Raw genomic sequence first — 23857 nt, forward strand, 5'->3', positions numbered from 1 at the left:
ATGAGCAAAGCAATAGTTGTAGAAAATCTTTCGAAGAGCTATTTGCTCAAGCATCGCACCGCGCAGGCCCAGGCGTCGACGCAGAAATCGTTGCGCGATGCGATCGGTTCCGGTCTGGGTGCCATGCTGCGTGGTGGCCGGAAGCGTAACGCTGCGGCCGGCGTTGAAGTCGAGACAGAAGAAGTCTTCTGGGCATTGCGCGACATTAACTTCGAGGTGGAAGAGGGCGAACGCGTTGCCATCATCGGTAGGAACGGTGCCGGCAAATCCACGCTGTTGAAGATTCTTTCGCGTGTGGTCAGCCCGACGTCCGGCAGTGTGCGGATTCGCGGGCGGTTGAGCAGCCTGCTCGAAGTTGGTACGGGTTTCCATCCAGAGTTGACCGGGCGTGAGAACGTCTTTCTCAATGGCGCGCTTCTGGGCATGAGCCAGGCCGAAGTGCGTCGCAAGTTCGATGAGATTATCAACTTCGCAGAGATCGAGCGATTCCTCGACACACCCGTCAAGCGCTATTCCAGCGGCATGTACGTGCGCCTCGCTTTTGCAGTATCGGCATTTCTGGAACCGGACATCATCGTCCTGGACGAAGTACTGGCCGTTGGCGACGCTGCATTCCAGAAGAAGTGTCAAGCCAAGATGCGCCAGTTAGCGGCAGAAGGGCGTACCGTGCTGTTCGTCAGCCACAGCATGGGGGCGGTCAAAGAGATGTGCGACACCGCGCTGATCCTTGAGGGAGGCCGCGTGAACAACGGGAAGGTGTCCGTTGATGAAGCGGTGCTGTCCTACATGCGGCGATCTGTGAATACCGAATGCGCGAACCTGCCGTTCCACACAGAGGATGTCGATTGCCTGAATGTCCTGATCCTTCAGGACGAAGTGCCGGTCACTGCGTGTGATGGCAGCAAGCCAATTGATGTGCAGATCGAGTTCCGTGTGCATCGGCCTCTTCAGGCGTTTCGGATGGGGTTCTATCTCAAGACGGTGCTTGGCGAAATGATTGCGCGCTCGCTCGCGGCAGACTGGAATCCGGACATGGAAACCGTCCTGCCCGGCGATTATGTCCTGCATGCGCGATTGCCCGCCGATTTCCTGGTGGCGGGCAGCTATGTCGTGGAAATCCACTCCAGCCAGTTTGGCGTTTGCGACTATTTTGACAGCATGCTCTCCTTTCCAATCACTGTTCGCCGTTCGCCGGGGTATAACGTGCAGCATGCCGCCGAACAGCCGTTCGGTTATGTGCATCTCAATCCGGGTTGGCGCTTGGAATCCTTGTCTCTCGCATGATCGACGTCAAACTGTCAACGTGCGCACCTGCCTGGCCATGGATGCGTCAGTTCCCAGGCCACGTGCCGACTTGGGGGCCCTTCCGATTCCACATCGACAGTAATATCTCGAACTGCGATGCCTGGGTGGTATTCGAATCGCTCGCCGCGCGGGAGCAAGTCAACTGCCCGCACGAACGAACCATATTCGTGACGGGCGAACCGGACTCCCTTGGCCACTATGACGCCGGTTTTCTGTCGCAGTTCCACACTGTCGTCAGCGGGCGCCATGACATTGATCATCCCCGCATCTTCCGGATGCAACAGGCACATCCCTGGTTCGTCGAACGATCCATGGACGAGTTGCTTGCAATGGCGCCGGTGGCAAAGCAGGAAGAGATCTGCGTTATCTCGTCGGACAAGGCGTTCAGCGAAGGCCATCGGAAGCGGCTGGATTTCGTTCAGGCGTTGTCCGGGGCATTGGGAGACCGCCTGCATGTATATGGGCGCGGCATTCGTAGTTTCGACTCGAAGTGGGATCTGCTGTCCCGCTACCGATATGCGGTGGTGTTGGAGAACCACGAAAGCGAAGATTTCCTGACCGAAAAGCTCCCCGATGCGTGGCTCGCATGGTGCTATCCGTTCTATGCAGGCTGTACGAATGTCGGACGTTATCACGCGGACGATACGTGGACGCGGATTGCGATGGAAGAACCACAACGCGCAGCTCGGACTATTGCCGGTTGTCTCGATGACCCGAAGCATTACCCTTCGCACCTCGAGGCCATTGCACGCGCACGGACGCAGTATCTGTGGAATACGCAGTTCTTTCCAAATCTCGCTATCGTCCTGCAGCACCTGATTGCCACCACGTCCCAGAGCGAGCGTGTGCAGAAGACCATGATCCCGATGAACGAGATGGTGGAACGCGCGGCCAGGGAAGCAGCAGAAATCGCCAACACCGCGGTACGTGGCGATTCGTCATCGCCGCAGCAATTGCCAGAAATCAAGAACGGAAAGTCTGTGAACAAGCTATTGGTACGGGTTCTCAGGTCCGCGGGCTACCGCCTGCAGTATGCAGCCGATGCGATGGATCCACCTCCGCCGCCTCCCCCGCCGCCACCGCCACCGCCTCCCCCGCCGCCGCCTTCATTGAAGGAGATTTCGTACCGGAAATGGGTGGCGGCCGATGGCGACCGTACTCTGCGCGTCGATTACCCATTGACGTCCCAATCGATCGTGTTCGATGTCGGTGGGTTCGAAGGACAATGGGCGAGCGACATCTACGCACGGTATCGCTGCCACATTCACATTTTCGAACCGGTACCATCGTATGTGGAGCAGATCGCGCGTCGTTTCGAGCAGAACGACGCGATCCGTCTCCATGCGGTGGGCCTTGGTGGCTGTGCGGGCACGTTCCAGATCTCGATTGCCGGTGATGCATCGTCCATGCAGTTGCAGGGCGAAGACATAGTGGAAATTGGCGTCGTCACGCCCGAGCAGGTGTTTTCAGCCGAGGATGTATCGCAAGTTGACTTGATGAAGGTGAATATCGAGGGCGCCGAGTACGACCTGCTCGATCACCTGATCGACACGGGCCTTATACGGAAAATCCGCCGACTTCAGGTTCAGTTTCACGATTTCGTGCCTGACGCGGAAGCACGGATGGCGGCGATCCAGCAACGGCTTGCTGTAACGCATCGCGTGACATATCAATTCCCTTTCATTTGGGAAAACTGGGTAAGCAAGGAGTTGGAGGAATGATCGTCACGCGAGTGATCGGTGGTCTTGGAAACCAGATGTTCCAGTACGCGGCGGGCCGGGCACTGGCGCGGCGGCTTGGGGTGCCGTTGAAGATCGACAGCAGTGGCTTCGCCGACTATCCCTTGCACAACTACGGGCTGCACCATTTTGCATTAAAGGCCGTGCAGGCCGGAGACCGCGAGATACCCAGCGGGCGCGCTGAGAATCGGTGGGCCAAGGCATTGCGACGCTTTGGCCTGGGTACCGAATTGCGCGTGTTTCGCGAACGCGGTTTCGCTGTGGATCCTGAGGTCATGAAGCTGCCTGACGGTACGTACCTTGACGGGTACTGGCAAAGCGAGAGCTATTTCGCGGAAATGACACAGGAATTGCGCCGCGATTTTCAGATTGCCACCCCGCCCACTTCGGAAAATGCCGAATGGCTGGCACGTATCGGCGGCGACGAGGGCGCAGTTTCCATTCACGTCCGCCGTGGTGATTATGTGACCAATGCATCGGCCAATGCCGTGCATGGAATATGTTCCCTGGACTACTACATGCGGGCTGCCAGGTATGTAGCGGAAAACATCGGTGTGAAACCGACGTTCTATGTTTTCTCCGACGACCCGGACTGGGTTGCGGGGAACCTTCATCTCGGACACGAGACGCGGTATGTCCGCCACAACGACTCCGCCCGGAACTATGAGGATTTGCGGCTGATGTCAGCCTGCCGTCACCACATCATTGCCAACAGCACTTTCAGCTGGTGGGGCGCGTGGCTGAATGCGTCAGAGAAGAAGGTAGTGATTGCGCCAGCGCAGTGGTTTCGCGATGAGAAGTACGATACGAGAGATCTGCTGCCGCCGACGTGGACAAAGCTCTGAAACGGACTCGATCGAACGCATCGGCAATGAGATGTATCGTTGCAGTGAAATTAGTCTTTAGAGATCAATCAATAAACAGTGACGCGTCACCGGTGGATGTGACAGTGTTCACTGAAAGGGCGGAAATTGAATGAAAGGCGAGCCTTTGATCAGCGTCGTAATGCCAGCGTACAACGCGCAACAGCATCTGGCCGAGGCTATGCAAAGCGTGCTGGCCCAGACCTACGAGAACTTAGAGGTCATACTCATTGACGACGGTTCATCGGACAATACGCTTGAGATTGCGCGGTCATTTGCGGATCCTCGCATCAGGATCGTGGAGAATGAAACGAACCTTGGTCTCGTCAACACGCTCAACAAGGCCTTGGGTTTCTGTAAAGGCGACTATATCGCGCGCATGGATGCCGATGACATCTGTGTGCCGGACCGCTTCAGACTGCAGGTGGAGTTTCTGCAGCAGCATGCCGACGTTGGTGTCGTAGGCGGTGCCATCCGCTTCTTCGACAGTATCGCGACGCCTTATACATTCCAGTTTCCGCCATCGCACGACGATATTCGTGTCGCGTTGATGTTCTATTGCCCGTTGGCACATCCGGCACTGATGTTTCGCCGCTCTGTTTACGATGAGCGCAAGCTGGTTTACACCAACGAATTTCCGCACGCGGAAGACTATTGGTTGTGGAGCCGCTTCACCCAGGAAGTGCGTAGCGCCAATCTGCCGGACCTGTTGCTGCACTACCGGTTGCATAAGAAGCAGGTCAGCACGAGCGAATCCAATCACCAGTATTTGGCGTCGCGTAAGGTGCGAGGCTGGATGTTCGCTCAGGCAGGTGTTGAGCTCGACACGCGGGATTCTGAATTGCATGAAAGTCTGATCCTCGAACGGTACGCTGCGACGCCTGAGTATCTCAATGATATTGCGCATTGGTTCGCCAAACTTGAGGCCGCCAACGCGGCGTCGGGTTTCTGGGACGGGCGGGCGTTGCACGATCTTCTAAAAGAGCGATTCCGCAAGGTGCTGACAGAGACAGGTCTGCAATCGTATCGCCGATCGGCAGTGGTGGAGGCGCAGTCATATCTGCCTCCGCCGTCGGCGGATCTGGCCAGGACGATGCGAGGCTCGGCCAGTGCAGTGCAGCGGAGATGCCGCAATGCCATCAAGCGGTTGTTGATGTGGGGGAATTGAAGATGCCAGTTCCGCAAGAGAATCGACTTGCAGGGCAGGAGATGGCAACGCTAGTGGTGCGGAGCGTTGGAGGTCGTCATCGCGAAATCGCGCGCGCGCTCGAAAGCGTTGGGCGCTCGAGCTATCGTCCGCTTGAGGTCGTATTGGTGTACCAAGGCACCGACGAGGGATATCTCGAGTACCTCCGCGGCCTCGGCACCTTGGTGCCCAGTATCGAATACCGTGTGGCGCACAATCCGACAAATGAAGACCAGCGCGCAAGAAATCTCAATCTTGGCATCGCTGTGGCGAAGGGTCGCTACGTCGGCTTCCTGGACGACGATGATGCATTGGAGCCGGATCACTTGGAGCGCCTTGTAACGGTCCTGCAAGACACTGGCCGCACATGGGCCTATGCTCAAACTGTATTGAAGAAGGAGAATGAGCAGTTCGAGGTCATTCAGGAAACCACTCCCTTCGTGCGCAAGAGCTTTTCCCTGAAGGCGTTGTGGACAGAGAACTTCATCCCGATCCATAGCTTTCTGATTGACCGCACGCGACTGCATGACGAACTGCGAGAAGAGCCTTTCAATGAAGCGTTGACGCGTTCCGAGGACTGGGATTTCCTAATCCGGCTGGGTTTCTATCATGAGCCGGCCGTGATCGAGGCGTTCACCTGCAGTTACTACGTAAGCACCGCGCCGCGCAATAGTAATTTGTCGTTGACGCGCCCCAAAACGCAGACCGAGCAGGACTTGCAGAATAAACGCATGTGGGACCGCTCAAAGGAAATTGTCGAAGGCACCAAGGAAGGACTCCTCAGTCGCTTCTATTGGGCGCGTGACTATTTTGTGACGGCAGTGGCCCCGCTTGCCGCGCCCTCGGCGGAAGCGCCTCGTGCAACGAAGAACCGTCTTTACCGTCGGGTCGTGCTCGGCATTATCCGCAGGTTGGAAAGAACGGTCTGATGGACGCTATGCGTAACGTTATCAAGGAAAGGGCTAGGCAAGGCGCTCGTGTGTTCCCGGTGGGTCCGGCAAGATGGTCATGGATGCGTGGATCATGTGTGACCGATATTATCAGAGGGGCCTATGCCTAAAGTTTCCATCTGTATTCCGGCCTATCAGCAGGTGGCCTTTCTGCGCCAGACGCTGCAGTCGGTAATGGATCAGCGTTTTACTGATTATGAAGTGATCGTTACCGACGATTCGCCCGATGATTCCGTGGAAGCATTGCTTTCTGAATTCGATTTCGGCGGGCGCTTGCGATATGTGCGAAATGCCAAGCAGCTGGGTTCACCGGAGAACTGGAACGCCGCGTTGCGTCTCGCTTCGGGCGACTACCTGAAGATCCTCCATCATGACGACAATTTTACCGATGCGGATGCGCTGGGCGATTTCGTGCAGCTACTCGATGACCATCCCGATGCTGGGTTTGCGTTCTGTGCGACGCTGATCATTGATGTCGCAACGGGTCATCAGCGTGTTCATCGAGCCACCGAGAGCCAAATGCAGGCGCTGCGTGCAATGCCGGAGGTGCTGTTTGCAGGCAATTTCGTCGGTGCGCCGAGTACCACGATCTATCGTCGCGCTTTCTCGCTCGAATACGATATACGGATGAAATGGTTGGTGGACCTGGATTTCTATATCCGTATCCTCCAGAGCGGTACGCCATTCGCCTTTAGCACCAGGCCGCTGATTTGCACGCCGACGAACGCGGCGCATCAGGTCACGGAGGTATGCCGGGACAGCGGGCAAATCGAGCTTTACGAGTATTCGATCCTGTTCGAAAAGATCGCGCACAAAGTAGCCGAAGAGCCCGAGATCTGGGAGCAATGGTACCGGCTGTTCGAGAAGTACCACATACGCTCGCGTCGTGGATTCCTGAAGTACGGGGTGGCGCAACCCGAGCCTGCCGTGTATTTCGACCAGCTTATCGCGAGCTATCGCCGTAAGCGACTCCTCACATTGCAAGGTCTCGCGCGCATCTTCTTTGCGATTTATCCGAAGGTTCCGGCTCCCGTTCGCGCGCCAATACGCTGGACCAAGAATGGAGTTCTTTTTGTACTGGGTCGACAACGCAAGCTGCCGCCCGCAGGCGAGTATGGCGGCGACAAGTAATGTCTGAGCAAATCCCATCGATCACCGTGCTGCTACCTGTGCGTAATGGCGAACGGACGATTATTCCGGCGGTACGTTCCATTCTGGCCCAGACTTTCGGGGATTTCGAACTCATAGTGCTTGACGATGGGTCCACGGATAGCACTGCCCAACTCGTGCTGGGGTTGCACGACGCACGTATCCGGCTTGTCTCGGATGGCTTTCAGCTCGGTTTGACTGCACGCCTCAATCAGGGTGTCGATCTGACCCGCGGTCGCTACCTTGCTCGGATGGATGCAGACGACCTGAGCTTTCCGGAGCGACTGAAGCGTCAGTACCAGTTTCTGGAGGAACACCCCGAAGTCGATCTGGTAGGGTGTCGGGCAGCGGTATTCCGGAATGATGGGTCCATTGTCGGATTCCTGCCGTTTCGCGAAACTCATGAGGCGATCTGCGCGCGTCCGTGGCGCGGTATCCCATTGCCGCATCCCACATGGATGGGCCGGGCGGACTGGTTCCGCAAGCATCGGTATCGCGTTCCGGAAGTCAGGCGTGCGGAAGACCAGGAACTGCTGTTGCGTAGCTGTACGGCGAGCAGGTTTGCATGCCTTGACGAGACCTTGCTGGCGTACCGACAGGGAAACTACAGTGTGACGTCGACGTTGGTCGCGCGAAGACATCTTCTTCGTGCACAACTGCGGATGTTCATCGACCGGCAGCAATGGACCAATGCCGTCCTGGCGGCACTGTCCAGTGCCGTAAAGGCAGCAGTGGACGTACTGGCTGCGCTGCCAGGCATGGACAAGGGGCTGGCTTTCCGCCGTGTGGAGGACCCAGTGCCTGCCAGCGTTGTTGAACGTATCCAGAAGCTCTTGGCAAGCGCTTCGCGATCGTAGGCGTCGTGACTGGCTACGACCGTCCGGAGAGTTTTCGCGAAAGACCGCTTGCTGCCCGCGCCAAGGCGGCGCTTACCCGCCCCCTTACGTACCAGCCCAGCATAAGCGCGACATTGCAGCGTCGGTCCGCCTGTTTCAAGGCTTGCTGATTCTTCAGCAAGAACCGAGCGGTGTTGTAAAGCGCATAACTCTCATACGACAACCTGCCACGTCCACGGGCACCACCGGTGGCCTGAGACGGAGGCAGGTTGATCTGCAATGCGCGGGGCTCATATGAAATCTTGAGTCCGCTTGCACGGCAACGCACTAGGTAATCGGTTTCTTCGCGATAGCAGTTGCCGACGTAGCCCGTGTCGAAGTCTATGGCCTTGGCCGCGTCCGCCCGAATCAGGAACGATGCGTGGCATACAGGCACCTCCACGGCTTGAGGCATTCTGGCCGCGAAATCGAATCGCAGCCTGCTCAGGTTCACCACATCGTCTGCCTTGCTCGCAAGCTTGCGGCGCTCGATGACGGCGGCTTCCGTGTCCTTGTCGTCGCGCAGGTATAGGGCGGAGGCGCCAACGATATCGCTGGCGGTGTCCTTTGCTGTTTGCAGCAGAATCCCCAAAGCGCCGGGATTCAGTATGGAATCGTCATCACCGAAGTAGATGAATTCCGTCTGCGCCAGTGCCTTGCCACGGTTCTTCGAAGTGGTCTGTTTCCCGTTTGCACTGTTGCGCAGATAGGTGACCTGCGGGTAGCGCTGCATGAGCGCCTTCGCGACCTCGGGCGTATTGTCGGGCGAGCAGTCGTCCACTAGTACCAGTTGTGCGACCTCTGGCTGCAGATAGGACGGAATCGTGTCCGCAAGCAGGTGAGCGCGCTTGTAGGTCGGAACGACGACGGTCACCTTAGGCTGGCTGTCTGACATGGAATTTTGCGATGACGTAAAAGATCGTAGCAAACAGCGATGCCTTCAGCATCGGAACCACGAAGAGCAACTGGTTTTCACGCGGCAGCAGGAGGAAAAAGGGCAGCGTGGCGGCGAAGACAAACAGGCCGAGCGGCGAGGCCCTGGCTACGCGGTGGAGCAGGCGCAAACACATGCCGGTGAAAAGGCCAGCGACGAGCGGCCCGAACAGCCGCGAATACAGCAGGGACTCCGCCACTGCAGAACCGCCCATGCCCTTGCCTTCGAGGTACATTTTCGGATCGACGATGAACGATATGCGATGCGCCAGGCTGGCTGTGTGCTTGACGAATTCCAGCGTCTGACCGGCAGCGAGATCACCTAGCATTCGATGATAGCCGTCGAGGAAGGTGGCGAAGGTCGCGCGCAATCCGTCGACAGGTGTGAACCTTACAAGGTGCGTAGCCGTGGACTCGATGAAGATCAGGCTGACACCCTGCCCGTAAGCGAATCCGAAGAGTGTTTCGAACGGATCGGACGAAATTGCTGTTGCAACAGGAATGCCCACTCTAACGCGCCCCACAATATCGGCAACGATGGCGAGGCCGATGGCGGCGCAAGCAGCTTTCCACCACGAAACCTTGAGTTCCTGGGTCATGACCAGCAGCCATGTCAGCGCGATGATCTGCGCCATTGGAATACCACGCGCCCCCTTGAGCATGTCCAGTACGCAAAGCACCAGCCCGAAGCCATATGCCATGAATGCCGAACGCTGCTTGGGACGCGACGCCAGGTACATAAAGACACAGAAAATCAGCCAGCCGCCGAGCGCATAGGGAATGCCGCTCGGACCACCGTACTTGTAGAGCGCGAGATAGTCGCCATTGCGCCACGTGTCAATATTGATATAGACGCGATAAAGCGCAAAGGGCAGCAGTGCCAGGCCGGAGCGTAATGCGAAGGTGCCAAGAGACTGGTCATTGCGCACCGGGACGTTGCCGAGCTTGCCTGCCGACAATGCAATGCCGCATAAAAACAGGCTGATGCCGCACAGCGACAGCGCCACCGTATGGTCGTTCATCGGCCCCATGCGGAACCAGTCGCCGTAGCGGTAGTCGGACCAGCCAAAGAAATAGGTGATCAGGAAACGGCTGAGCAGGAAGAGCGTCGTGGTCAGGCAAAGCAGCATTGCCGGATTGAACCGGCTGGAAGACGCCTTGCTGACCCGGTATATGCAAACAAAGAATGTCAGCGTAGTAATGGGTTCTTGCCAGGCGAGTACGCCGTAGGCACCGCTGATCAGGTTGGCAATTACCAGCGCCACTGTTGCCAGAAAGAAAAAATTAGGCATCCTGGGCTCCAAAAAACAATACAAAAGCAACAATCAGCAGGGCGAGGTTCGCACAGGCGTACGCGACCGCTGCCCCTGCCAGGCCAGCCAAACCGGTCAGTATGTAGGTGGCCAGTACGAAGCAGACCGAAAACGTCAACTCGAGCGCCCAGGAAAACCGAAGATTCCTTTGATAAATGAAAAACGCGACGAACGGCATTGCCAGGGCCTTGAAGGCATCGCCGAGCAGTTCGATCCAGAGCAGGGGTGAGATGCCCGCGTACTGCTCGGAGTAGAGCACCTTGACCACGAGGTCGGCGCCGCGCCACAGGATTGCTACGCCAACGATGAAGCCGAGCACAACGAGAAGAGCATAGCCGGCCAGACGTTTTTTTAGCGTTTGGCGCGGCGCATCGCTCCGGAACACTTCGGGCAGCAGCACGAAGCTGACCACCGCTTGCGCCATGGCGACGACGGCGTCGGAGATGCGAAACATGCCTTGCCAGAGGCCGGCCGCTTCCGGGCTGACCTGCGTCGACACGACTTCGCGGACGGCGATCACGGCCGCGGTGCCGACGACGGCCGGTGCGAGCGCGATAGCGACATAGGGTGCCAGCGATCGGGCTGCCGGCCAACCGTCGCGCAAGGCGGTGATGCCGGCATGCCAGTGCGTTCGGGTGGAGGCGGCCACCACCAGCCAGATCGCGAGCGTTGTGGCAAAGCTGATGACCAGTGCGCGGACCGCGCTCGGGATCGAACCAGGCAGGACGAACAGCCAGTAGCTCAGCAGTGCGGTGACACCCGATAGCGCAACTACGATGGCATTCAGCCGCGACCGCCCTTGTGCCAGCACGGTGGCCTGGATCTGCAACGCCAGTGCAGCGAGCAGACCGAGCGCCAGTGCGGCGAGCGGGCCGAGCGCCTTGGCGCCGCTGACCACGCCGAGTTGCCGGAATCCGGCATGCCAGGCGGCGATCAGCACGGGCACACCAAGCACAAACAGCAACCCGCCGGCCAGCCACCGTGCGCGCGCCGCATCGTCCTGTGTCGGTGAGGACAACCGCGCGATCAGCCCTTGCGAGATGCCGCCATTCGAGAACGTCGTGTAGAGCGTGGCCAGGCTGAAGACATTTCCCCATGTCCCAAAGGCTGCCGGTCCCAACTGCGTGGACAGGATCTTGTTCGCGGCCAGGCCGCAGAGCAACTTCAGGAGAACGCCCAGACCAGAGATCAGTGCGTTCAATGCCATGGAGGCGCGGCCAGTGTCTGGTAAGGGCTGGAAACACGGGCCACCATCCGTGAGGTCATCGCTGTGAACAGGAAGCTCGCAAGGAAGAACGCCGACGTGACCTTGCCGAAGCCCTCCATCGTGCGCATGATGAACCAGACTGAATGCGCCGAGCGGAACTTGTTCGACGAGAACGACCGCTTGCGCACGCGGTACCATGCCAGCGTCTTCGGCAGGCGCTCGCCGCGCAGGCCACCCTTGATGAGGATCGCCCAAGCCGCAAAATCCTCCGCGACCAGGCCAGGCGGCATGGCCGGAAACACCCCGTCGCCGGCGATCTTCCGCTTGAGCATTACTGCCAGGCATCCCACGCCGCGCCGTGCGTTATGGGAAAACAGCGTCAGCCGGTTCGGCCCGCAAATCTTCGATAATGGGCGGCCACTGCCGTCCTCAAACGGAATATAGTCGTGATAGCTGAAATCCACGTCATGGTTGCGCATAAACGTGACCTGCTGTTCAAGTTTATTTGCATCCCAGATGTCATCAGCATCGAGAAATGCGACATATTCTCCAGATGCGGCCGCGATACCGATATTGCGCGCGCGTGCGGGACCGTATGCCACCGGATTTGTAATGATTCGAATGCGCGCGTCAGATGCGGCAAGACGGGCGAGCACGACTGCCGTTTCGCCATTCGAGCCATCATCGACCAAAATCCATTCGAAGTCGGTGAGGCTCTGCTGCAGAATCGAAATGGCGGTCGCGCCAATATACTTCCCATCGTTATGCACGGGAGTAATGATGCTAACCAGTCTTTTCGCGCTCGATTTGATCATTTTGCAAGGAGTAGCAGTTCCAGCCGCCGAGTCTGCGACGCCTGCGAGTATAAGGCATCGAATGCTGCAGATGCAGCATTCCGGAGGGAGCCCTGATCGGGGGTTTGTAAAATTCTGTGAAGTGTGCGTGCCATCTGTGGCACATTTTCAACGACGCTAATGGCTTCGCGATATCGCTCGTCGGAGAGCATGGCTTCATAGCCTACCGCAGCGTTTGGCATGCAGATCACCGGGATGCCATACGACAACGCCTCGGCGACCTTGGTCTTCATGCCGCTGCCCCAACTGACCGGCGCCAGGTAGACCGCGGCGGAGGCAAAGGCGGCGGACATCCGGTCGGGATCGGGATTGTCGATGACCTGCAGGCAGGGGTAGGGTGCGGCCATTTCCGCCGCACGGGCGCCCGCAACGACGAACTGCACGGGCGTATCGGCGCTTTCCTTGAACGCATTTGCCACTTCGGCGAAGTGATGCAAGGCGGTCTGATTTGGTGCAAAGCCGAAATGGGCGGTGAACAGAATCTGGGGATGGGCGGCGGAATCCACCAGGCGTTGCGCGTCGGGCTCGCCACGAGACAGCGAGATGGGCAATATGCCTGTGCGCGCGGGCATGCCGTAATGGCTGTCGAACAGCGTGCGGTCGGCCTCAGTGATAAAGGTCATGAAGTCCGCGGAGCGGCACGGGGCCTCCGCGTGGCGAATAAGCCGCGTGTCCAACGCATTACTTACTTGCCGTAACATATTTCCCCCAATGTGCTGGCGCTTCAGTTCGGCTTCCACGTTGTCGCTCAGTATCCCGTATGTCCTCCCGGGCACTTTTTTGCGAATGTCGGACATGAGCCTTCCGAGGCGGGAATTGTGGAACAGCGTGACGTCCGCGGCGCGCGCTTCGCGCATCAGCAGGGAGCGGTAAGTCATCAAGTAGGTGGGGCACAGTCGCACGCGTGCCGCCACATCCCGGAGCGTGTTCTTCTTCAGGTAAATGCGTTTGCAGTGGGCAGGGAACTCGAATATTTCCCCATTGCCCATGTCCTTGCAGATGACTGTCAGCTGGTCGACGCCTTGGGCGGCGCAAAGCGCCTGGGCCAGCGAGCGGAGATAGAGGCCGCCTCCGGAAAGCTCCTGAAGCCCATTGGGTGATATCAGCAGAACGTTCACGAATCTCGTAATTGCAGTTGTGCGCGAATCTGCTTGCAGAAGCGCTCGGTGGAGAAGGATTCTTCAATGAATGCGTGCATGCGAGCGGGGTCGCTATTGCGTCGCAGACGCTCAAAAATCGACGCAGCTTGCCTGACGAAATCACTGGTGTCTGTCGGCAGTTCGCTGACCCAGGGCACGCCTTGCCGCAGGAACACATCGCAGGCGCCCACCCGCGTGCCTAGTACACTGACGCCCGAAGCCAGTGCCTCGAGTGTGACAAGCTCGAACCCTTCGAAGAGGGAGGGCAACAGCATGATGTCGATCATGTCGTAGAACGTCGACATCTGGTCCGGCGCCAAGCCGGGGACAATTGTGACGCCGGGGAGATTCTTCAGGGTAGTCGGCACGTCGCTCGTCGTTGCGATGACCAGCCGCATGGTGGGTTGCGTGCCGATCCAGCGCGCTATCTCGATCAGATAAGGCAACCCCTTGCCATATTCCAGGCGTCCCGCAAAGCCCAGCCGCACGAGGCCGTTCGTGAATTTCTGCCCGGCATGAAACACGCTCGCGTCAATGCCATTGTGGACCACGCGGCATTTCCTTGCGGGTATCCCATGGTGGCCAATGCACAGGTCGAGGACGGCTTCCGAGACGCAGATCACGTGCTGCGCGCAGCGCATTGTCAGGCCTTCGAGGCGGGCCAGAAGCCTCATCCCCAGAAACCGGTTGCCCGACTTAGTCAAGGCCCGGATATAACCAGCCGCGGAACCGTGAACGATTACTGCTTCAGCAGGATAGAGCGGTGTGTACGAGGAGTTGGAAATGGTCACGAACTTGCCACCAGATAATCTTCTGGCCCATAGCCACAGCGATGCCGCGATTGGAAAGGCAAACTGCGCAAGGCGCTTGCCACACAGAAACTGTGGTAAAACCATGGCTTCGTCGACCAGGGTTACTTCGGCGCCATGCCGTTTGAGGTCACTCTGGAGAAGATGTACGACGCGCTCGACGCCGCCCGTGTTCTTTACCCCATTACGCGATACGAGAAAAATAGGCAAGAGCATGACAATACTGTGGTTGTGCGGTTGCACAACGCGGAGGGCAGGCCCTACTATCGGGGCGGCACGATGTGAAGTCAAATGACCGCTCGCCGCCGCACGTTCGCCTGCGATCTGCAATGCTGAACGTGGACACGGGCGGGAAGCCGACATTCTACGCGAATGCCGGCCCGACCTTGGCGCTACGATTTCTCTTGAGTTTTCATGTTTGAACTATTCTGGCTCCCTGCAATCGCGGCCTTGTTGAGTGCAGGCGCTGTGCTGATCCTGCGCCCACTGGCCACCCGCGGAGGTTTGCTTGACCACCCTGGCGGAAGAAAGCGGCACGAAGGCTCGACGCCGCTGGTCGGAGGTATCGCGATCCTTATCGCGGTCTGGGTGTCCACGGCGATGTTCGTGCGCGGCTATGATCAGTACACGCCGCTGTACATTGGCCTGACGCTGCTTGCGCTGGTTGGCCTGTTCGACGATCTGAATGGCATTCCGCCACTAAGCAAGCTGGCATTCCAGTTCACAGCCGCAATCCTGATGACTTCGTGGGGCGAGGTGTATCTACACTCGCTGGGCGATCTCCTCAACAAGCGCGACGTCATTCTTCATGCGTGGGGCATTCCGCTGACCCTTCTTGCTGTCCTCGCGGTGGTCAATGCCATCAACATGACCGATGGCATGGATGGCCTGGCAGGGGGACTTTCCTTTATCGTGTTCGGCTGGTTCGCATGGCTGGCAAACGACATTGGCAATCCGGGGGCATACCGGATCTGCCTTCTGGTGTGTGGCGCCATTGCAGGTTTCCTGCTGTTCAACATGCCCAGCCCCCTGCGCCGCCGGTTGGTTTTCCTGGGCGATGCGGGAAGTTTGTTGCTGGGCTACGGGATCAGCTGGTTCTCGGTGGAGCTGTCGCAGAAGGAGTACAACCCGGGTGGCGGTTACGTGCCCCCGGCCGTTATGCTCTGGGTGGTCGGGCTGATCTTGATTGATCTGCTGGCAGTGGTTTTGCGTCGAGCAATCCAGGGCAAGAATCCGCTGGCGGCCGATCGCACCCACCTGCATCACCTGCTGTTGCGGGCGGGACTGGATAGCAAGCAGGCAGTCTGGTTCCTCCTGGTGGGCAACTTCCTCCTCGGTCTGATTGGCGTGATTGCATGGAAGCAAGGCGTGCCGGAGTCCATCCTGTTCGTCGCATTCCTGCTACTTACGGGCATTCACTTGCTGATCATGCAGCGAGCGTGGGTCGTGATCCGATGGATACGGAGACTTCGCTCGCGATAGTGCCAATGCGAGCCACATGGAAGCTGAATTCCCCCTCTCTCCAACGCCGTGGGCGGTCTCTGCGCCGGTGCCTGCCTCAGGGCCTGCAATATTTTGCGTTTCAGGAATTCTTCGAGAATTGGAGGGCGATGGGCAGGCGCCTGGTTGAGTTCAAATTGGCAGGTGCGCAGATCATGCCTGCGCCTTTCGCGCGTGGAGCCACATGTAGACGCCCGCAAGCGTGGCCAGGACATTGGCAACTGTGTAGCCTAGAATGGCCCCTTTCGCGCCAAATCGGGGAATAGCAGTCAGATCGACAGCAACTGTTGCCAGAAGCGCAAGGCCCCATTTGATGGCGATCCATCGGGGCTTGCGCAGGTAAGCTGCCAGGATAGTAAAGCCAACATCGGCAAACACCAACGGCGAGGCAAGGGTGGCCAGGCGCAATAGCGAGCTTGCCTCCGCAAAAGCGGCGCCATACAGCAGATGCACGATCCATGGTGCCAGGAGGGTAAGGGGCACGGTGCCGGCAGCCCCCACGATGGTGATGAGGGCCGCCAGCTTCAGTACATTGCGAATGCCCGTGGACGCATCCCGTGCATAGACGTAGAGCGGAGCGATGCCAGTCGCGAGAATGGTGGCCAACGTGGTGTAGTTGTCCACGATCTGCATTGCGGCCGCATAGGCAGCGAACTCTTCAGAAGGTACGTGCGGTCTGAGTATCAGCTGATCAGCCCTGCGTGCCGCCATCATCAGCATAAAGCTGATCCAGAAAAGAGATCCATCGCGGAACAGCTGACGCGTCAGTTGGCCATCGTAATCGACAGCCTCCTGTGGCATGTATTTGCGATAGAAGGTGCCGAGTAAGACAGCGGCCATCAGGGCCTCAAGTACGAACGCGGCGGCGTAGGCGCCGACGGCATGAATTCCCATCACGGCAAGCGTGGCAACAGAGCCGGCTTTCAAAGCGAGGGAAGCAAGATTGATCAGCACACTTGGCCGGGTTCGCGTATGGGCCTGCGTCCACGCGATCACGACGCCAGAGGGTTCGCGAAGCAGGATTGTGATAGCCAAGATCAAAGCCGGCTGCCAACTGGCATCCCCTTGCCGGGATACCCATAGAAAGCCGCAGACCAGCAGGTAGGCGCAGCACGCGGCCAGAAGGCGCAGGCGGAATACGTGCTTGAGGAGCCGATGTTGTGCGGCTAGATCGCCAAGCGCCACAAGCCGCGGAACCACGACTTCGCTACCGCAAATCAGCGCGACGGACGCCCCGATCAGTACCAGGGACTGGGCGTATTGAAACGCCGCAAAGCCGTCGGTGCCGAGGGTACGTGCGAGTATCGCGACGATGCCGATGCCCACCAGCACTTGCGAGCAGCGATCGAGCAACATCCAGCCGACGTTGCCAGCTATGCGTCGCCGCATGACCTTGTGCAGCGTGCGTGTTCGGAGGCTTCGCAGTGCATCTCGCGATAGAGCGATAGCCAGCGATCGGCGGCAGCGGCAATACCGAAGTGCGTGACGATTCGTTGGCGGCGCATGTCGCGCTGGCCATCGGTTCCGGCCTCGGCGGCAAACGATTGCGTCATGGCAAGCGCCAGTGCATCGGTATCATCAATGGGCACCATGGTGCCAATGTCACCCATTAGTTCCTTGACGCCGGGCGCCGAAGTGGCTACGACAGGGCGCCCGCAAGCCAGCGCTTCGCCAATCGCTAGAGGCATGCCCTCGACGCGTGAAGAGAGTACGAAAAGATCAGCTGCATTTAACAGGGCGGGAATATCGTGCCTTGTCCCCAGCAGCGAGACGGCATCGTGCAGTCCATATTTTGATATCCGCTCCTGCAACGCTGCGCGCTGCGGCCCGTCGCCTGCAACGAAAAGGCGAGTAGTTTGTGAACGGTTCATCCGTTGGAACGCATCGATCAGCCTATCTTGCGCTTTCTCTACGGCCAGGCGTCCTATGGTCAGGATCAAATGTGCGCGGGAATCAATGCCAAGCTGCGCGCGCGTGCGCTCGCGTAGTGCCACGTCTGGCTTGAATTTCTCCGTATCGATCCCGTTGTACATCACGCGAACACGGTCAGGCCTGACGGCTCCCGCCCGGATCATCTCTGCGCGACTGGCCTGGCTGACCTGCGTCGTCAGCGTACACCAGCGATCGGTGAGCCGATAACAGAGCATGCGCAGCCGGCCGCCCTCTGAAAAGCTGTGTGCCGCGCAGATCAGCGGAGGCAGACGGCAAATGCGCGACAGTGACCGCGCAAACAGATTCGCATGGAACATATGCGAATTCACGATGTCCGGGCGCCATTCCAGTGCAAAGCGTCGTGCTTTCAATAGCGCATGAACCATCGACAGAGGTGTCTTGCGCAAATCGAGCATCAAGCACTCTACCGCGTCGGGCATGGGGACTTCGCAATCCGGAGTCAGGCTGATCAGCGCGACGCTGTTGCCTCGTGCGATGAACTCTTTCGCGAGGGCAGCAACCTGCTGTTCAGCACCGCCCATGCGTAGGCCGGTTGTCACCAGCAGGATACGCAAGGACTCCGGCTGAGCGGATGGCTCGGACTGGTTCAACGCGCGCCGTATCCGGTAAGTAAGGTTCGCAGTGTCTTGACTGCAATAAGCAGATCCAAGGCAAACGAACAGTGTTTCACGTAGTACAGGTCGTAACTTAGCTTTGTGACCGTCTCCTCGTGGGTGCCTACATAGCCCTGCTGTACCTGCGCCCAGCCCGAGAGGCCGGGGCGAACCAGATGGCGATAGGGATAGTAGGGAATGCTCTGCGAGAACTGCTCGACCATGGGCACTTGTTCCGGCCGAGGCCCGATCAGGCTCATGTCACCGGTCAACACATTCCAGAGCTGCGGAATCTCGTCGAGCCGATACTTGCGGATGATCCGGCCAACGCGGGTGACACGAGGATCTTGCTTCGACGCGAACTGCGCAGGAGCATCTTCCTCAGTGGTCATGCTGCGGAACTTCAACATGACAAAGGGGCGACCGAATAGACCGACACGCACTTGACGGAATACAGCCGGGCCCTTTGACTCAAGGCGGACGGCAAGTGCCACTAGCGCGCCTACCGGAACTGCAAGCGGTGCCATTGCCACCACGGAAACGATGTCGATGAGTCGCTTCAGGAAGCCGTAAAAATAGTGCTTGGCGTAGTCGTCAAGGAAATTCTCATCGATGTGCGCGAGTCCCACTCGCCCAGTCAGCATCTCGCCGATTCGTTCGACGGAATACATGCGGACATGTGTTAGCTTCAGCCGCGACAGCGTGCGAGTGCGTTCCGGATCGGCCATGGCGTGCCGATCGACCATCAATGCGTCACACCCGGTGGCTTCCTGCAGGGACCGGATATGTTCGAACCGGTGCGGACTCGGCAGGGCAGCACCGGGCATGTTCACGATCTGTTCGAGTTGCGCGAGTGTCGTGGGATCGGAGTATCCAAACACGGGTACATAGTTCCTGACAAACAAGCGGTACCCAAACCAAGTCCACACCAGTGTGCCAAAATAGGTGAGCAACAACGCCACGCGTGAATACTCTAGTCGCAGAACGGCGAAACATAGGAGCAGGGCTACAAAAGCCAATGTCACGGACAGCCCGACAAGGCTGTTGCCCTCGACGGGTGGCAAATGCAGTGACCTGAGCATCAGCGCGAACGCGCCGAGATACGCGGCTGCAGACCAGCCTAGTGTGCGCGTGAACAGCCCGGTGACAATTCCAGTCTGGCGCAGTTCCTCAACTGCAAACATGCCGAGGCCGAGAAACATTAGGCCTAACAGCGCCCAGCCCACCATCCGGCTGGCGCGCCGAATGATCTCGGATCCTCGTGCACGAACGGTCGGGGCGGAGCGGGACATACTGTTGGTTTTCGTCATTAGTGAATCTAGCCACACGTCAACCCGTTACGTGAGTTCGCCACTTCAAAGATTTACAAAGTTTTGCAACTGCAACCAGTTTTTCCTGCGCCACCGGCTTGTCAGGCAAACAGGTATGATGGCTAGGCCGAGTGGATGAGTGCGCACAATTGTAGTGCTTTCAGCGCTCTTGCGACGCATAGTGGTTTCAATCAGCGGCGGGATTTCTGCAATCGGGGCGCATGATTATAACTGCGTGCCTAGCCGCAGCCCGCGATGTGCACTCTAGTGCATTAGGTGCCACGGCGTCTTGGTCCGGAGCACTTCCTGAGTCGCTATCGGTCACCGCGGTTGCACAATCCGGCACAATGCTCCCCTGCGCCGATTTGGCGGTTCGACGCTTTCATGACACGTATCCAACTTTCGTAATGCTCATGCAAATTGACTCTTCGATCTTTAAGGCCTATGACATTCGTGGCGTCGTTGGCAAGACGCTGACGCGTGAGGTTGCCCGCTTCATCGGCCTTTCCTTCGGCACCGCCGCCGCAGACCTGGGCGAAAAATCCATCGCCGTAGGCCGCGACGGCCGCCTCTCCGGCCCCGACCTAATCTCCGGCCTGGTAGAAGGCCTGCGCGCCGCCGGCCTGGACGTGATCGACATCGGCATGGTCGCCACCCCGATGGTCTACTTCGCCACCAACATCGAGATCGACGGCGTCCGCCCGACCTCCGGCATCATGGTCACCGGCAGCCACAACCCGCCGGACTACAACGGTTTCAAGATGGTGCTGGCCGGCAAGGCGATCTATGGCGAGCAGATCCAGGCGCTGCGCCAGCGGATCGAAGCCGGCCAGTTCAGCAGCGGTGCCGGCACCTACAAGCAAGTCGATGTGCGCCAAAAGTACCTCGACCGCATCATCGGCGACGTCAAGCTGGCCCGTCCGATGAAGATTGCCCTGGATGCCGGCAACGGCGTGGCCGGCGCCTTCGTGGGTGACCTGTTCCGTGGCCTGGGCTGCGAGGTGACTGAGCTGTTCTGCGACGTGGACGGCAATTTCCCGAACCACCACCCTGATCCCGCACATATCGAGAATCTGCAGGATCTGATGAAGGCCCTGCGCGAGACGGACTGCGAGCTTGGCCTGGCCTTCGACGGTGACGGCGACCGCCTTGGCGTGGTGACCAAGGACGGTCAGGTGATTTTCCCGGACAGGCAACTGATGCTGTTCGCTGAAGAGATCCTGTCGCGTAATCCGGGCGCGCAGGTTATTTACGACGTGAAATGCACCGGCAAACTGGCCCCCTGGATCCGCGAGCACGGCGGTGAGCCGCTGATGTGGAAGACCGGCCATTCGCTGGTCAAGGCCAAGCTGAAGGAAACGGGCGCGCCGATCGCGGGCGAGATGAGCGGCCACGTGTTTTTCAAGGATCGCTGGTACGGTTTTGACGATGGCCTGTACACGGGCGCGCGCCTGCTGGAGATCCTGTCGCGCCACGCGGATCCGAGCGCGGTGCTGAACGCGCTGCCGAATGCCAACAACACGCCGGAACTGCAGCTCAAGTGTGCCGAGGGTGAGCCGTTCACGCTGCTGGACCAGATCAAGGCGAACGCGAAGTTCGAAGGGGCGCGTGAGGTGATCACCATCGATGGCGTGCGCGTGGAGTATGCCGATGGCTTTGGCCTGGCACGCCCGTCCAACACCACCCCGGTGGTGGTGATGCGTTTCGAGGCGGATAACGACGCCGCGCTGGCGCGTATCCAGGCGGAGTTCAAGCGCGTGATCCTGGCAGAGAAGCCGGATGCTCAGCTCCCGTTCTGAGCGCGCGACGGTGCCGGCGGCATCATCGGACGCGGCCGGTGTGGCGCAGCCCACGCCGGCCGCGGTGCCTTTCATACTGCCGGAACGGCCGCGCATCCTGCTGGTCAAGGTGTCGTCGCTCGGTGACGTGGTGCACAACATGCCGCTGGTGCATGATCTGCGCGCGCGCTGGCCGGGCGCCGAGATCGACTGGGTGGTGGAAGAGGGCTATGTCGAGCTTGTCCGTCTGTTGCCGGAGGTGCGCCGGGTAATTCCGTTTGCGCTGCGGCGCTGGCGCAAGCGCATCCTGCAGGGCGGCACCTGGCGCGAGGTGGGCGAGGTGCGTGACGCGCTGCGCCAGGAGCGCTATGACGCGGTGATCGAGAGCCAGGGTTTGCTCAAGACCGCGGTGGTTGCGCGCGTGGCCGCGCGGGCGCCCGGTGCGCCGATTATCGGGCTGGGCAATGCCACGCAGGGCTCCGGCTATGAGCCGGCGGCGCGGCTGCTATACACCGATCCGGTGCGTGTGCCGCGCCAGACGCATTCGGTGCGGCGCTCGCGCTTGCTGGGCGCTGCGCTGACTGGGCTTGTGCCGGCGGAGCCGCCGCAGTTTTTCGGGCCTGCCGCGCAGTCGCTGCATGTGGACGATCCGCTGTGGGGCGATCTGCCTGCGCGCTATGCCGTGTGCTTCCATGCGACCGCTGGCGCGCGCAAGAAATGGGCGGTGCAGAACTGGCATGCGCTGGGCAGGCGGCTGGCGGATGAGGGGCTGGTGATGTTGCTGCCGTGGGGCAATGACAAGGAACGCCAGGCTGCCGAAGAGATCGCTGCCGGTGTGCCTCAGGCGAGGGTGTTGCCGCGATTCTCGGTGATGCAGGGTTTCGGGCTGATCAACCGGGCCGAGGTGGTGATCGGGGTCGATACGGGCCTGGTCCATATCGCCGCGGCATTGTGCCGGCCGACGGTAGAGATCTATACGGCCACGTGGCGCTGGAAGACTGAGGGCTACTGGTCCGGGCGCATCGCCAATGTCGGTGACGACGGCGTGGTGCCATCGGTCGATGAGGTCTACGACGCGGCTTGCCGCGTGCGCGGAGTGGCTGCCTGATGCTGCGTTTGCTCTATAGCATGTTGTGGGTGGTGGTGCTGCCGCTGGCGCTGCTGCGCCTGGCCTGGCGTGCGCGCAAGGAGCCGGGCTACTTGCAGCATGTCGGCGAACGCCTGGGTATATATGGCAGCCTGCCCCGGAAAGGTCCATGGCTATGGGTCCACGCCGTGTCGGTGGGCGAGACCCGCGCCGCGCAGCCGCTGATCGAGGCGCTGCTCGGCGCCTATCCGCACCACCGCCTGCTGCTGACGCACATGACGCCGACCGGCCGCCAGACCGGTGCGCAGCTGTTCGGCAAGGAGCCGCGCATCCTGCAGTGCTACCTGCCGTATGACCTGCCATGGCTGGTGGGGTGTTTCATGCGGTACTTCCGGCCGCAGGCGGGCATGCTGATGGAGACGGAGGTGTGGCCCAACCTGGTGCGCGGCGCGCGCAAGGCCGGAGTGCCGTTGTTCCTGGTCAATGCGCGCCTGTCGCCGCGCAGCTTCCGGCGCACGGCGCGGTTTGGGCGTGCTGCGGCGGTCATGTATGGGGATTTTGCGGGCGTGCTGGCGCAGACGGCGGGTGATGCCGAGCGCTTTCAGGCGTTGGGCGTGCCGGCGGTGCAGATAACCGGCAACCTGAAGTTCGATATGCAGCCGGCGCCGGCAGGCGTTGCGCTGGGCGAGCAGTTGCGCAAGGTCATTGGCACGCGTGCGGTGCTGGCAGCCGCCAGCACGCGCGAGGGAGAGGAGCCGATGTTGCTCGACGCGTTCTCCCGTTGGCAATCACTGGCGGGCGATGTCCCGCGTCCCGCTCTGCTGCTGATCCCCCGTCACCCGCAACGCTTCGATGAAGTCGCCGCGATGGCGGCGCGTGCGGGGTTCTCGGTCGAGCGCCGGAGTGCACTGGATCTTGACGGCATCCAGTCGCCGCTGACTGCCGATATCGTGCTGGGCGATTCGATGGGCGAGATGGCGATGTACTTTGCTGCGTCGGATCTTGCCTTTATCGGTGGCAGCCTGTTGCCGTTGGGGGGACAGAACCTGATCGAGGCCTGCGCGGTCGGCACGCCGGTGCTGGTCGGTCCGCATACCTTCAACTTTGCGCAGGCGACGGAAGACGCGATTGCCGCGGGCGCTTGCCTGCGCGTCGACAATGCCGATGCGCTGATGCGCACCGCAGCAATCGTGCTGGCCGATCCGGCCCGTCTGGCCGATATGCGCGCGCATGCGCAGACCTTTGCGGGTCTGCATCGGGGCGCCACCGTGCGCACCCTCGCTGCGCTGGCCCCGGCGCTGGAAGGCTGATCCG

At 59.8% G+C, this 23857-nt stretch carries 20 protein-coding genes; 11 read left to right on the forward strand and 9 right to left on the reverse strand.

The window, feature by feature from the left end; translation table 11 throughout:
• The 7 genes from C265_RS04205 (at window position 1) to C265_RS31205 (ending at window position 8049) form a co-directional block, all read left to right on the forward strand.
• Complete coding sequence (locus C265_RS04205; RefSeq protein WP_081645098.1) at window positions 1–1284, forward strand: ABC transporter ATP-binding protein; 1284 nt, start codon at window positions 1–3, stop codon at window positions 1282–1284.
• Window positions 1281–3026, forward strand: a complete 1746-nt coding sequence (locus C265_RS04210) for an FkbM family methyltransferase (protein WP_010813810.1) — start codon at window positions 1281–1283, stop codon at window positions 3024–3026. Before C265_RS04205 ends, C265_RS04210 begins: the two co-directional genes overlap by 4 nt.
• Window positions 3023–3889, forward strand: a complete 867-nt coding sequence (locus C265_RS04215; RefSeq protein ID WP_010813809.1) for an alpha-1,2-fucosyltransferase — start codon at window positions 3023–3025, stop codon at window positions 3887–3889. Before C265_RS04210 ends, C265_RS04215 begins: the two co-directional genes overlap by 4 nt.
• Window positions 3890–4019: 130 nt before the next feature.
• Window positions 4020–5075 carry a glycosyltransferase gene (locus C265_RS30960; protein ID WP_010813808.1) on the forward strand — a complete coding sequence of 352 codons (1056 nt, stop codon included), beginning with the start codon at window positions 4020–4022 and terminating at the stop codon, window positions 5073–5075.
• 2 nt (window positions 5076–5077) lie between these two features.
• Window positions 5078–6022, forward strand: a complete 945-nt coding sequence (locus C265_RS31200; RefSeq protein ID WP_168163305.1) for a glycosyltransferase family 2 protein — start codon at window positions 5078–5080, stop codon at window positions 6020–6022.
• Between the two features lie 123 nt (window positions 6023–6145).
• Window positions 6146–7174 (forward strand): glycosyltransferase family 2 protein, encoded by a 1029-nt coding sequence (locus C265_RS04235; RefSeq protein ID WP_010813805.1) that lies wholly within the window; start codon window positions 6146–6148, stop codon window positions 7172–7174.
• Window positions 7174–8049 carry a glycosyltransferase family A protein gene (locus tag C265_RS31205; protein ID WP_081645100.1) on the forward strand — a complete coding sequence of 292 codons (876 nt, stop codon included), beginning with the start codon at window positions 7174–7176 and terminating at the stop codon, window positions 8047–8049. Before C265_RS04235 ends, C265_RS31205 begins: the two co-directional genes overlap by 1 nt.
• 13 nt (window positions 8050–8062) lie before the next feature.
• Here C265_RS31205 and C265_RS04250 read toward each other — a convergent pair whose 3' ends face one another.
• From C265_RS04250 to C265_RS31215, 6 genes are read right to left on the reverse strand one after another with little or no spacing between them, the layout of a single operon-like run.
• The gene (locus C265_RS04250; RefSeq protein ID WP_010813802.1) at window positions 8063–8962 is read right to left on the reverse strand and encodes a glycosyltransferase; all 900 of its coding nucleotides are present in this window, start codon (window positions 8960–8962) and stop codon (window positions 8063–8065) included.
• The gene (wzy, locus tag C265_RS04255) at window positions 8943–10292 is read right to left on the reverse strand and encodes an O-antigen polysaccharide polymerase Wzy (protein ID WP_010813801.1); all 1350 of its coding nucleotides are present in this window, start codon (window positions 10290–10292) and stop codon (window positions 8943–8945) included. The genes C265_RS04250 and wzy overlap by 20 nt, the downstream gene beginning before the upstream one ends.
• A complete protein-coding gene (locus C265_RS04260) occupies window positions 10285–11520 on the reverse strand; it encodes an oligosaccharide flippase family protein (RefSeq protein WP_010813800.1) in 1236 nt (411 codons plus the stop codon). Before C265_RS04260 ends, wzy begins: the two co-directional genes overlap by 8 nt.
• Window positions 11511–12335, reverse strand: a complete 825-nt coding sequence (locus tag C265_RS31210) for a glycosyltransferase family 2 protein (protein ID WP_081645101.1) — start codon at window positions 12333–12335, stop codon at window positions 11511–11513. The genes C265_RS04260 and C265_RS31210 overlap by 10 nt, the downstream gene beginning before the upstream one ends.
• The gene (locus tag C265_RS04270) at window positions 12332–13492 is read right to left on the reverse strand and encodes a glycosyltransferase (protein ID WP_010813798.1); all 1161 of its coding nucleotides are present in this window, start codon (window positions 13490–13492) and stop codon (window positions 12332–12334) included. The genes C265_RS31210 and C265_RS04270 overlap by 4 nt, the downstream gene beginning before the upstream one ends.
• Window positions 13489–14538 carry a glycosyltransferase family 4 protein gene (locus C265_RS31215; RefSeq protein WP_168163306.1) on the reverse strand — a complete coding sequence of 350 codons (1050 nt, stop codon included), beginning with the start codon at window positions 14536–14538 and terminating at the stop codon, window positions 13489–13491. The genes C265_RS04270 and C265_RS31215 overlap by 4 nt, the downstream gene beginning before the upstream one ends.
• A gap of 198 nt (window positions 14539–14736) precedes the next feature.
• On the opposite strand from C265_RS31215, the gene C265_RS04280 reads away from it, so the two are divergent.
• Window positions 14737–15804: a glycosyl transferase gene (locus C265_RS04280; RefSeq protein ID WP_010813796.1), complete on the forward strand. Its 1068-nt coding sequence runs from the start codon at window positions 14737–14739 to the stop codon at window positions 15802–15804.
• Window positions 15805–15975: 171 nt separating this feature from the next.
• Here C265_RS04280 and C265_RS04285 read toward each other — a convergent pair whose 3' ends face one another.
• The 3 genes from C265_RS04285 to C265_RS04295 are packed head-to-tail and all read right to left on the reverse strand — an operon-like array spanning window position 15976 to window position 19678.
• Window positions 15976–17211: an oligosaccharide flippase family protein gene (locus tag C265_RS04285; protein WP_037023566.1), complete on the reverse strand. Its 1236-nt coding sequence runs from the start codon at window positions 17209–17211 to the stop codon at window positions 15976–15978.
• The gene (locus tag C265_RS04290) at window positions 17196–18329 is read right to left on the reverse strand and encodes a glycosyltransferase (protein WP_037023649.1); all 1134 of its coding nucleotides are present in this window, start codon (window positions 18327–18329) and stop codon (window positions 17196–17198) included. The genes C265_RS04285 and C265_RS04290 overlap by 16 nt, the downstream gene beginning before the upstream one ends.
• 32 nt (window positions 18330–18361) lie before the next feature.
• Complete coding sequence (locus C265_RS04295) at window positions 18362–19678, reverse strand: sugar transferase (protein WP_035816666.1); 1317 nt, start codon at window positions 19676–19678, stop codon at window positions 18362–18364.
• 413 nt (window positions 19679–20091) lie between these two features.
• On the opposite strand from C265_RS04295, the gene C265_RS04300 reads away from it, so the two are divergent.
• Genes C265_RS04300 through waaA form a run of 3 tightly spaced genes read left to right on the forward strand, consistent with a single transcriptional unit; the run spans window position 20092 to window position 23853 of the window.
• Window positions 20092–21477 carry a phosphomannomutase/phosphoglucomutase gene (locus C265_RS04300; RefSeq protein WP_010813792.1) on the forward strand — a complete coding sequence of 462 codons (1386 nt, stop codon included), beginning with the start codon at window positions 20092–20094 and terminating at the stop codon, window positions 21475–21477.
• The gene (gene waaC / locus C265_RS04305) at window positions 21458–22564 is read left to right on the forward strand and encodes a lipopolysaccharide heptosyltransferase I (RefSeq protein WP_010813791.1); all 1107 of its coding nucleotides are present in this window, start codon (window positions 21458–21460) and stop codon (window positions 22562–22564) included. The genes C265_RS04300 and waaC overlap by 20 nt, the downstream gene beginning before the upstream one ends.
• Window positions 22564–23853 (forward strand): lipid IV(A) 3-deoxy-D-manno-octulosonic acid transferase, encoded by a 1290-nt coding sequence (waaA, locus tag C265_RS04310; RefSeq protein ID WP_010813790.1) that lies wholly within the window; start codon window positions 22564–22566, stop codon window positions 23851–23853. The genes waaC and waaA overlap by 1 nt, the downstream gene beginning before the upstream one ends.
• Window positions 23854–23857: the final 4 nt, after the last annotated feature.

The organism is Cupriavidus sp. GA3-3 (genome assembly GCF_000389805.1).
In the GTDB taxonomy this organism is placed as follows: Bacteria; Pseudomonadota; Gammaproteobacteria; order Burkholderiales; family Burkholderiaceae; genus Cupriavidus; species Cupriavidus necator_D.

Excerpts from the sequence above, each read along its gene's own strand:
- C265_RS04205 (WP_081645098.1), top strand. The coding sequence starts at position 1 with ATGAGCAAAGCAATAGTTGTAGAAAATCTTTCGAAGAGCTATTTGCTC.
- C265_RS04210 (WP_010813810.1), top strand. The coding sequence starts at position 1,281 with ATGATCGACGTCAAACTGTCAACGTGCGCACCTGCCTGGCCATGGATG.
- C265_RS04215 (WP_010813809.1), top strand. The coding sequence starts at position 3,023 with ATGATCGTCACGCGAGTGATCGGTGGTCTTGGAAACCAGATGTTCCAG.
- C265_RS30960 (WP_010813808.1), top strand. The coding sequence starts at position 4,020 with ATGAAAGGCGAGCCTTTGATCAGCGTCGTAATGCCAGCGTACAACGCG.
- C265_RS31200 (WP_168163305.1), top strand. The coding sequence starts at position 5,078 with ATGCCAGTTCCGCAAGAGAATCGACTTGCAGGGCAGGAGATGGCAACG.
- C265_RS04235 (WP_010813805.1), top strand. The coding sequence starts at position 6,146 with ATGCCTAAAGTTTCCATCTGTATTCCGGCCTATCAGCAGGTGGCCTTT.
- C265_RS31205 (WP_081645100.1), top strand. The coding sequence starts at position 7,174 with ATGTCTGAGCAAATCCCATCGATCACCGTGCTGCTACCTGTGCGTAAT.
- C265_RS04250 (WP_010813802.1), bottom strand. The coding sequence starts at position 8,962 with ATGTCAGACAGCCAGCCTAAGGTGACCGTCGTCGTTCCGACCTACAAG.
- wzy (WP_010813801.1), bottom strand. The coding sequence starts at position 10,292 with ATGCCTAATTTTTTCTTTCTGGCAACAGTGGCGCTGGTAATTGCCAAC.
- C265_RS04260 (WP_010813800.1), bottom strand. The coding sequence starts at position 11,520 with ATGGCATTGAACGCACTGATCTCTGGTCTGGGCGTTCTCCTGAAGTTG.
- C265_RS31210 (WP_081645101.1), bottom strand. The coding sequence starts at position 12,335 with ATGATCAAATCGAGCGCGAAAAGACTGGTTAGCATCATTACTCCCGTG.
- C265_RS31215 (WP_168163306.1), bottom strand. The coding sequence starts at position 14,538 with ATGCTCTTGCCTATTTTTCTCGTATCGCGTAATGGGGTAAAGAACACG.
- C265_RS04280 (WP_010813796.1), top strand. The coding sequence starts at position 14,737 with ATGTTTGAACTATTCTGGCTCCCTGCAATCGCGGCCTTGTTGAGTGCA.
- C265_RS04285 (WP_037023566.1), bottom strand. The coding sequence starts at position 17,211 with ATGCGGCGACGCATAGCTGGCAACGTCGGCTGGATGTTGCTCGATCGC.
- C265_RS04295 (WP_035816666.1), bottom strand. The coding sequence starts at position 19,678 with ATGACGAAAACCAACAGTATGTCCCGCTCCGCCCCGACCGTTCGTGCA.
- C265_RS04300 (WP_010813792.1), top strand. The coding sequence starts at position 20,092 with ATGCAAATTGACTCTTCGATCTTTAAGGCCTATGACATTCGTGGCGTC.
- waaC (WP_010813791.1), top strand. The coding sequence starts at position 21,458 with ATGCTCAGCTCCCGTTCTGAGCGCGCGACGGTGCCGGCGGCATCATCG.
- waaA (WP_010813790.1), top strand. The coding sequence starts at position 22,564 with ATGCTGCGTTTGCTCTATAGCATGTTGTGGGTGGTGGTGCTGCCGCTG.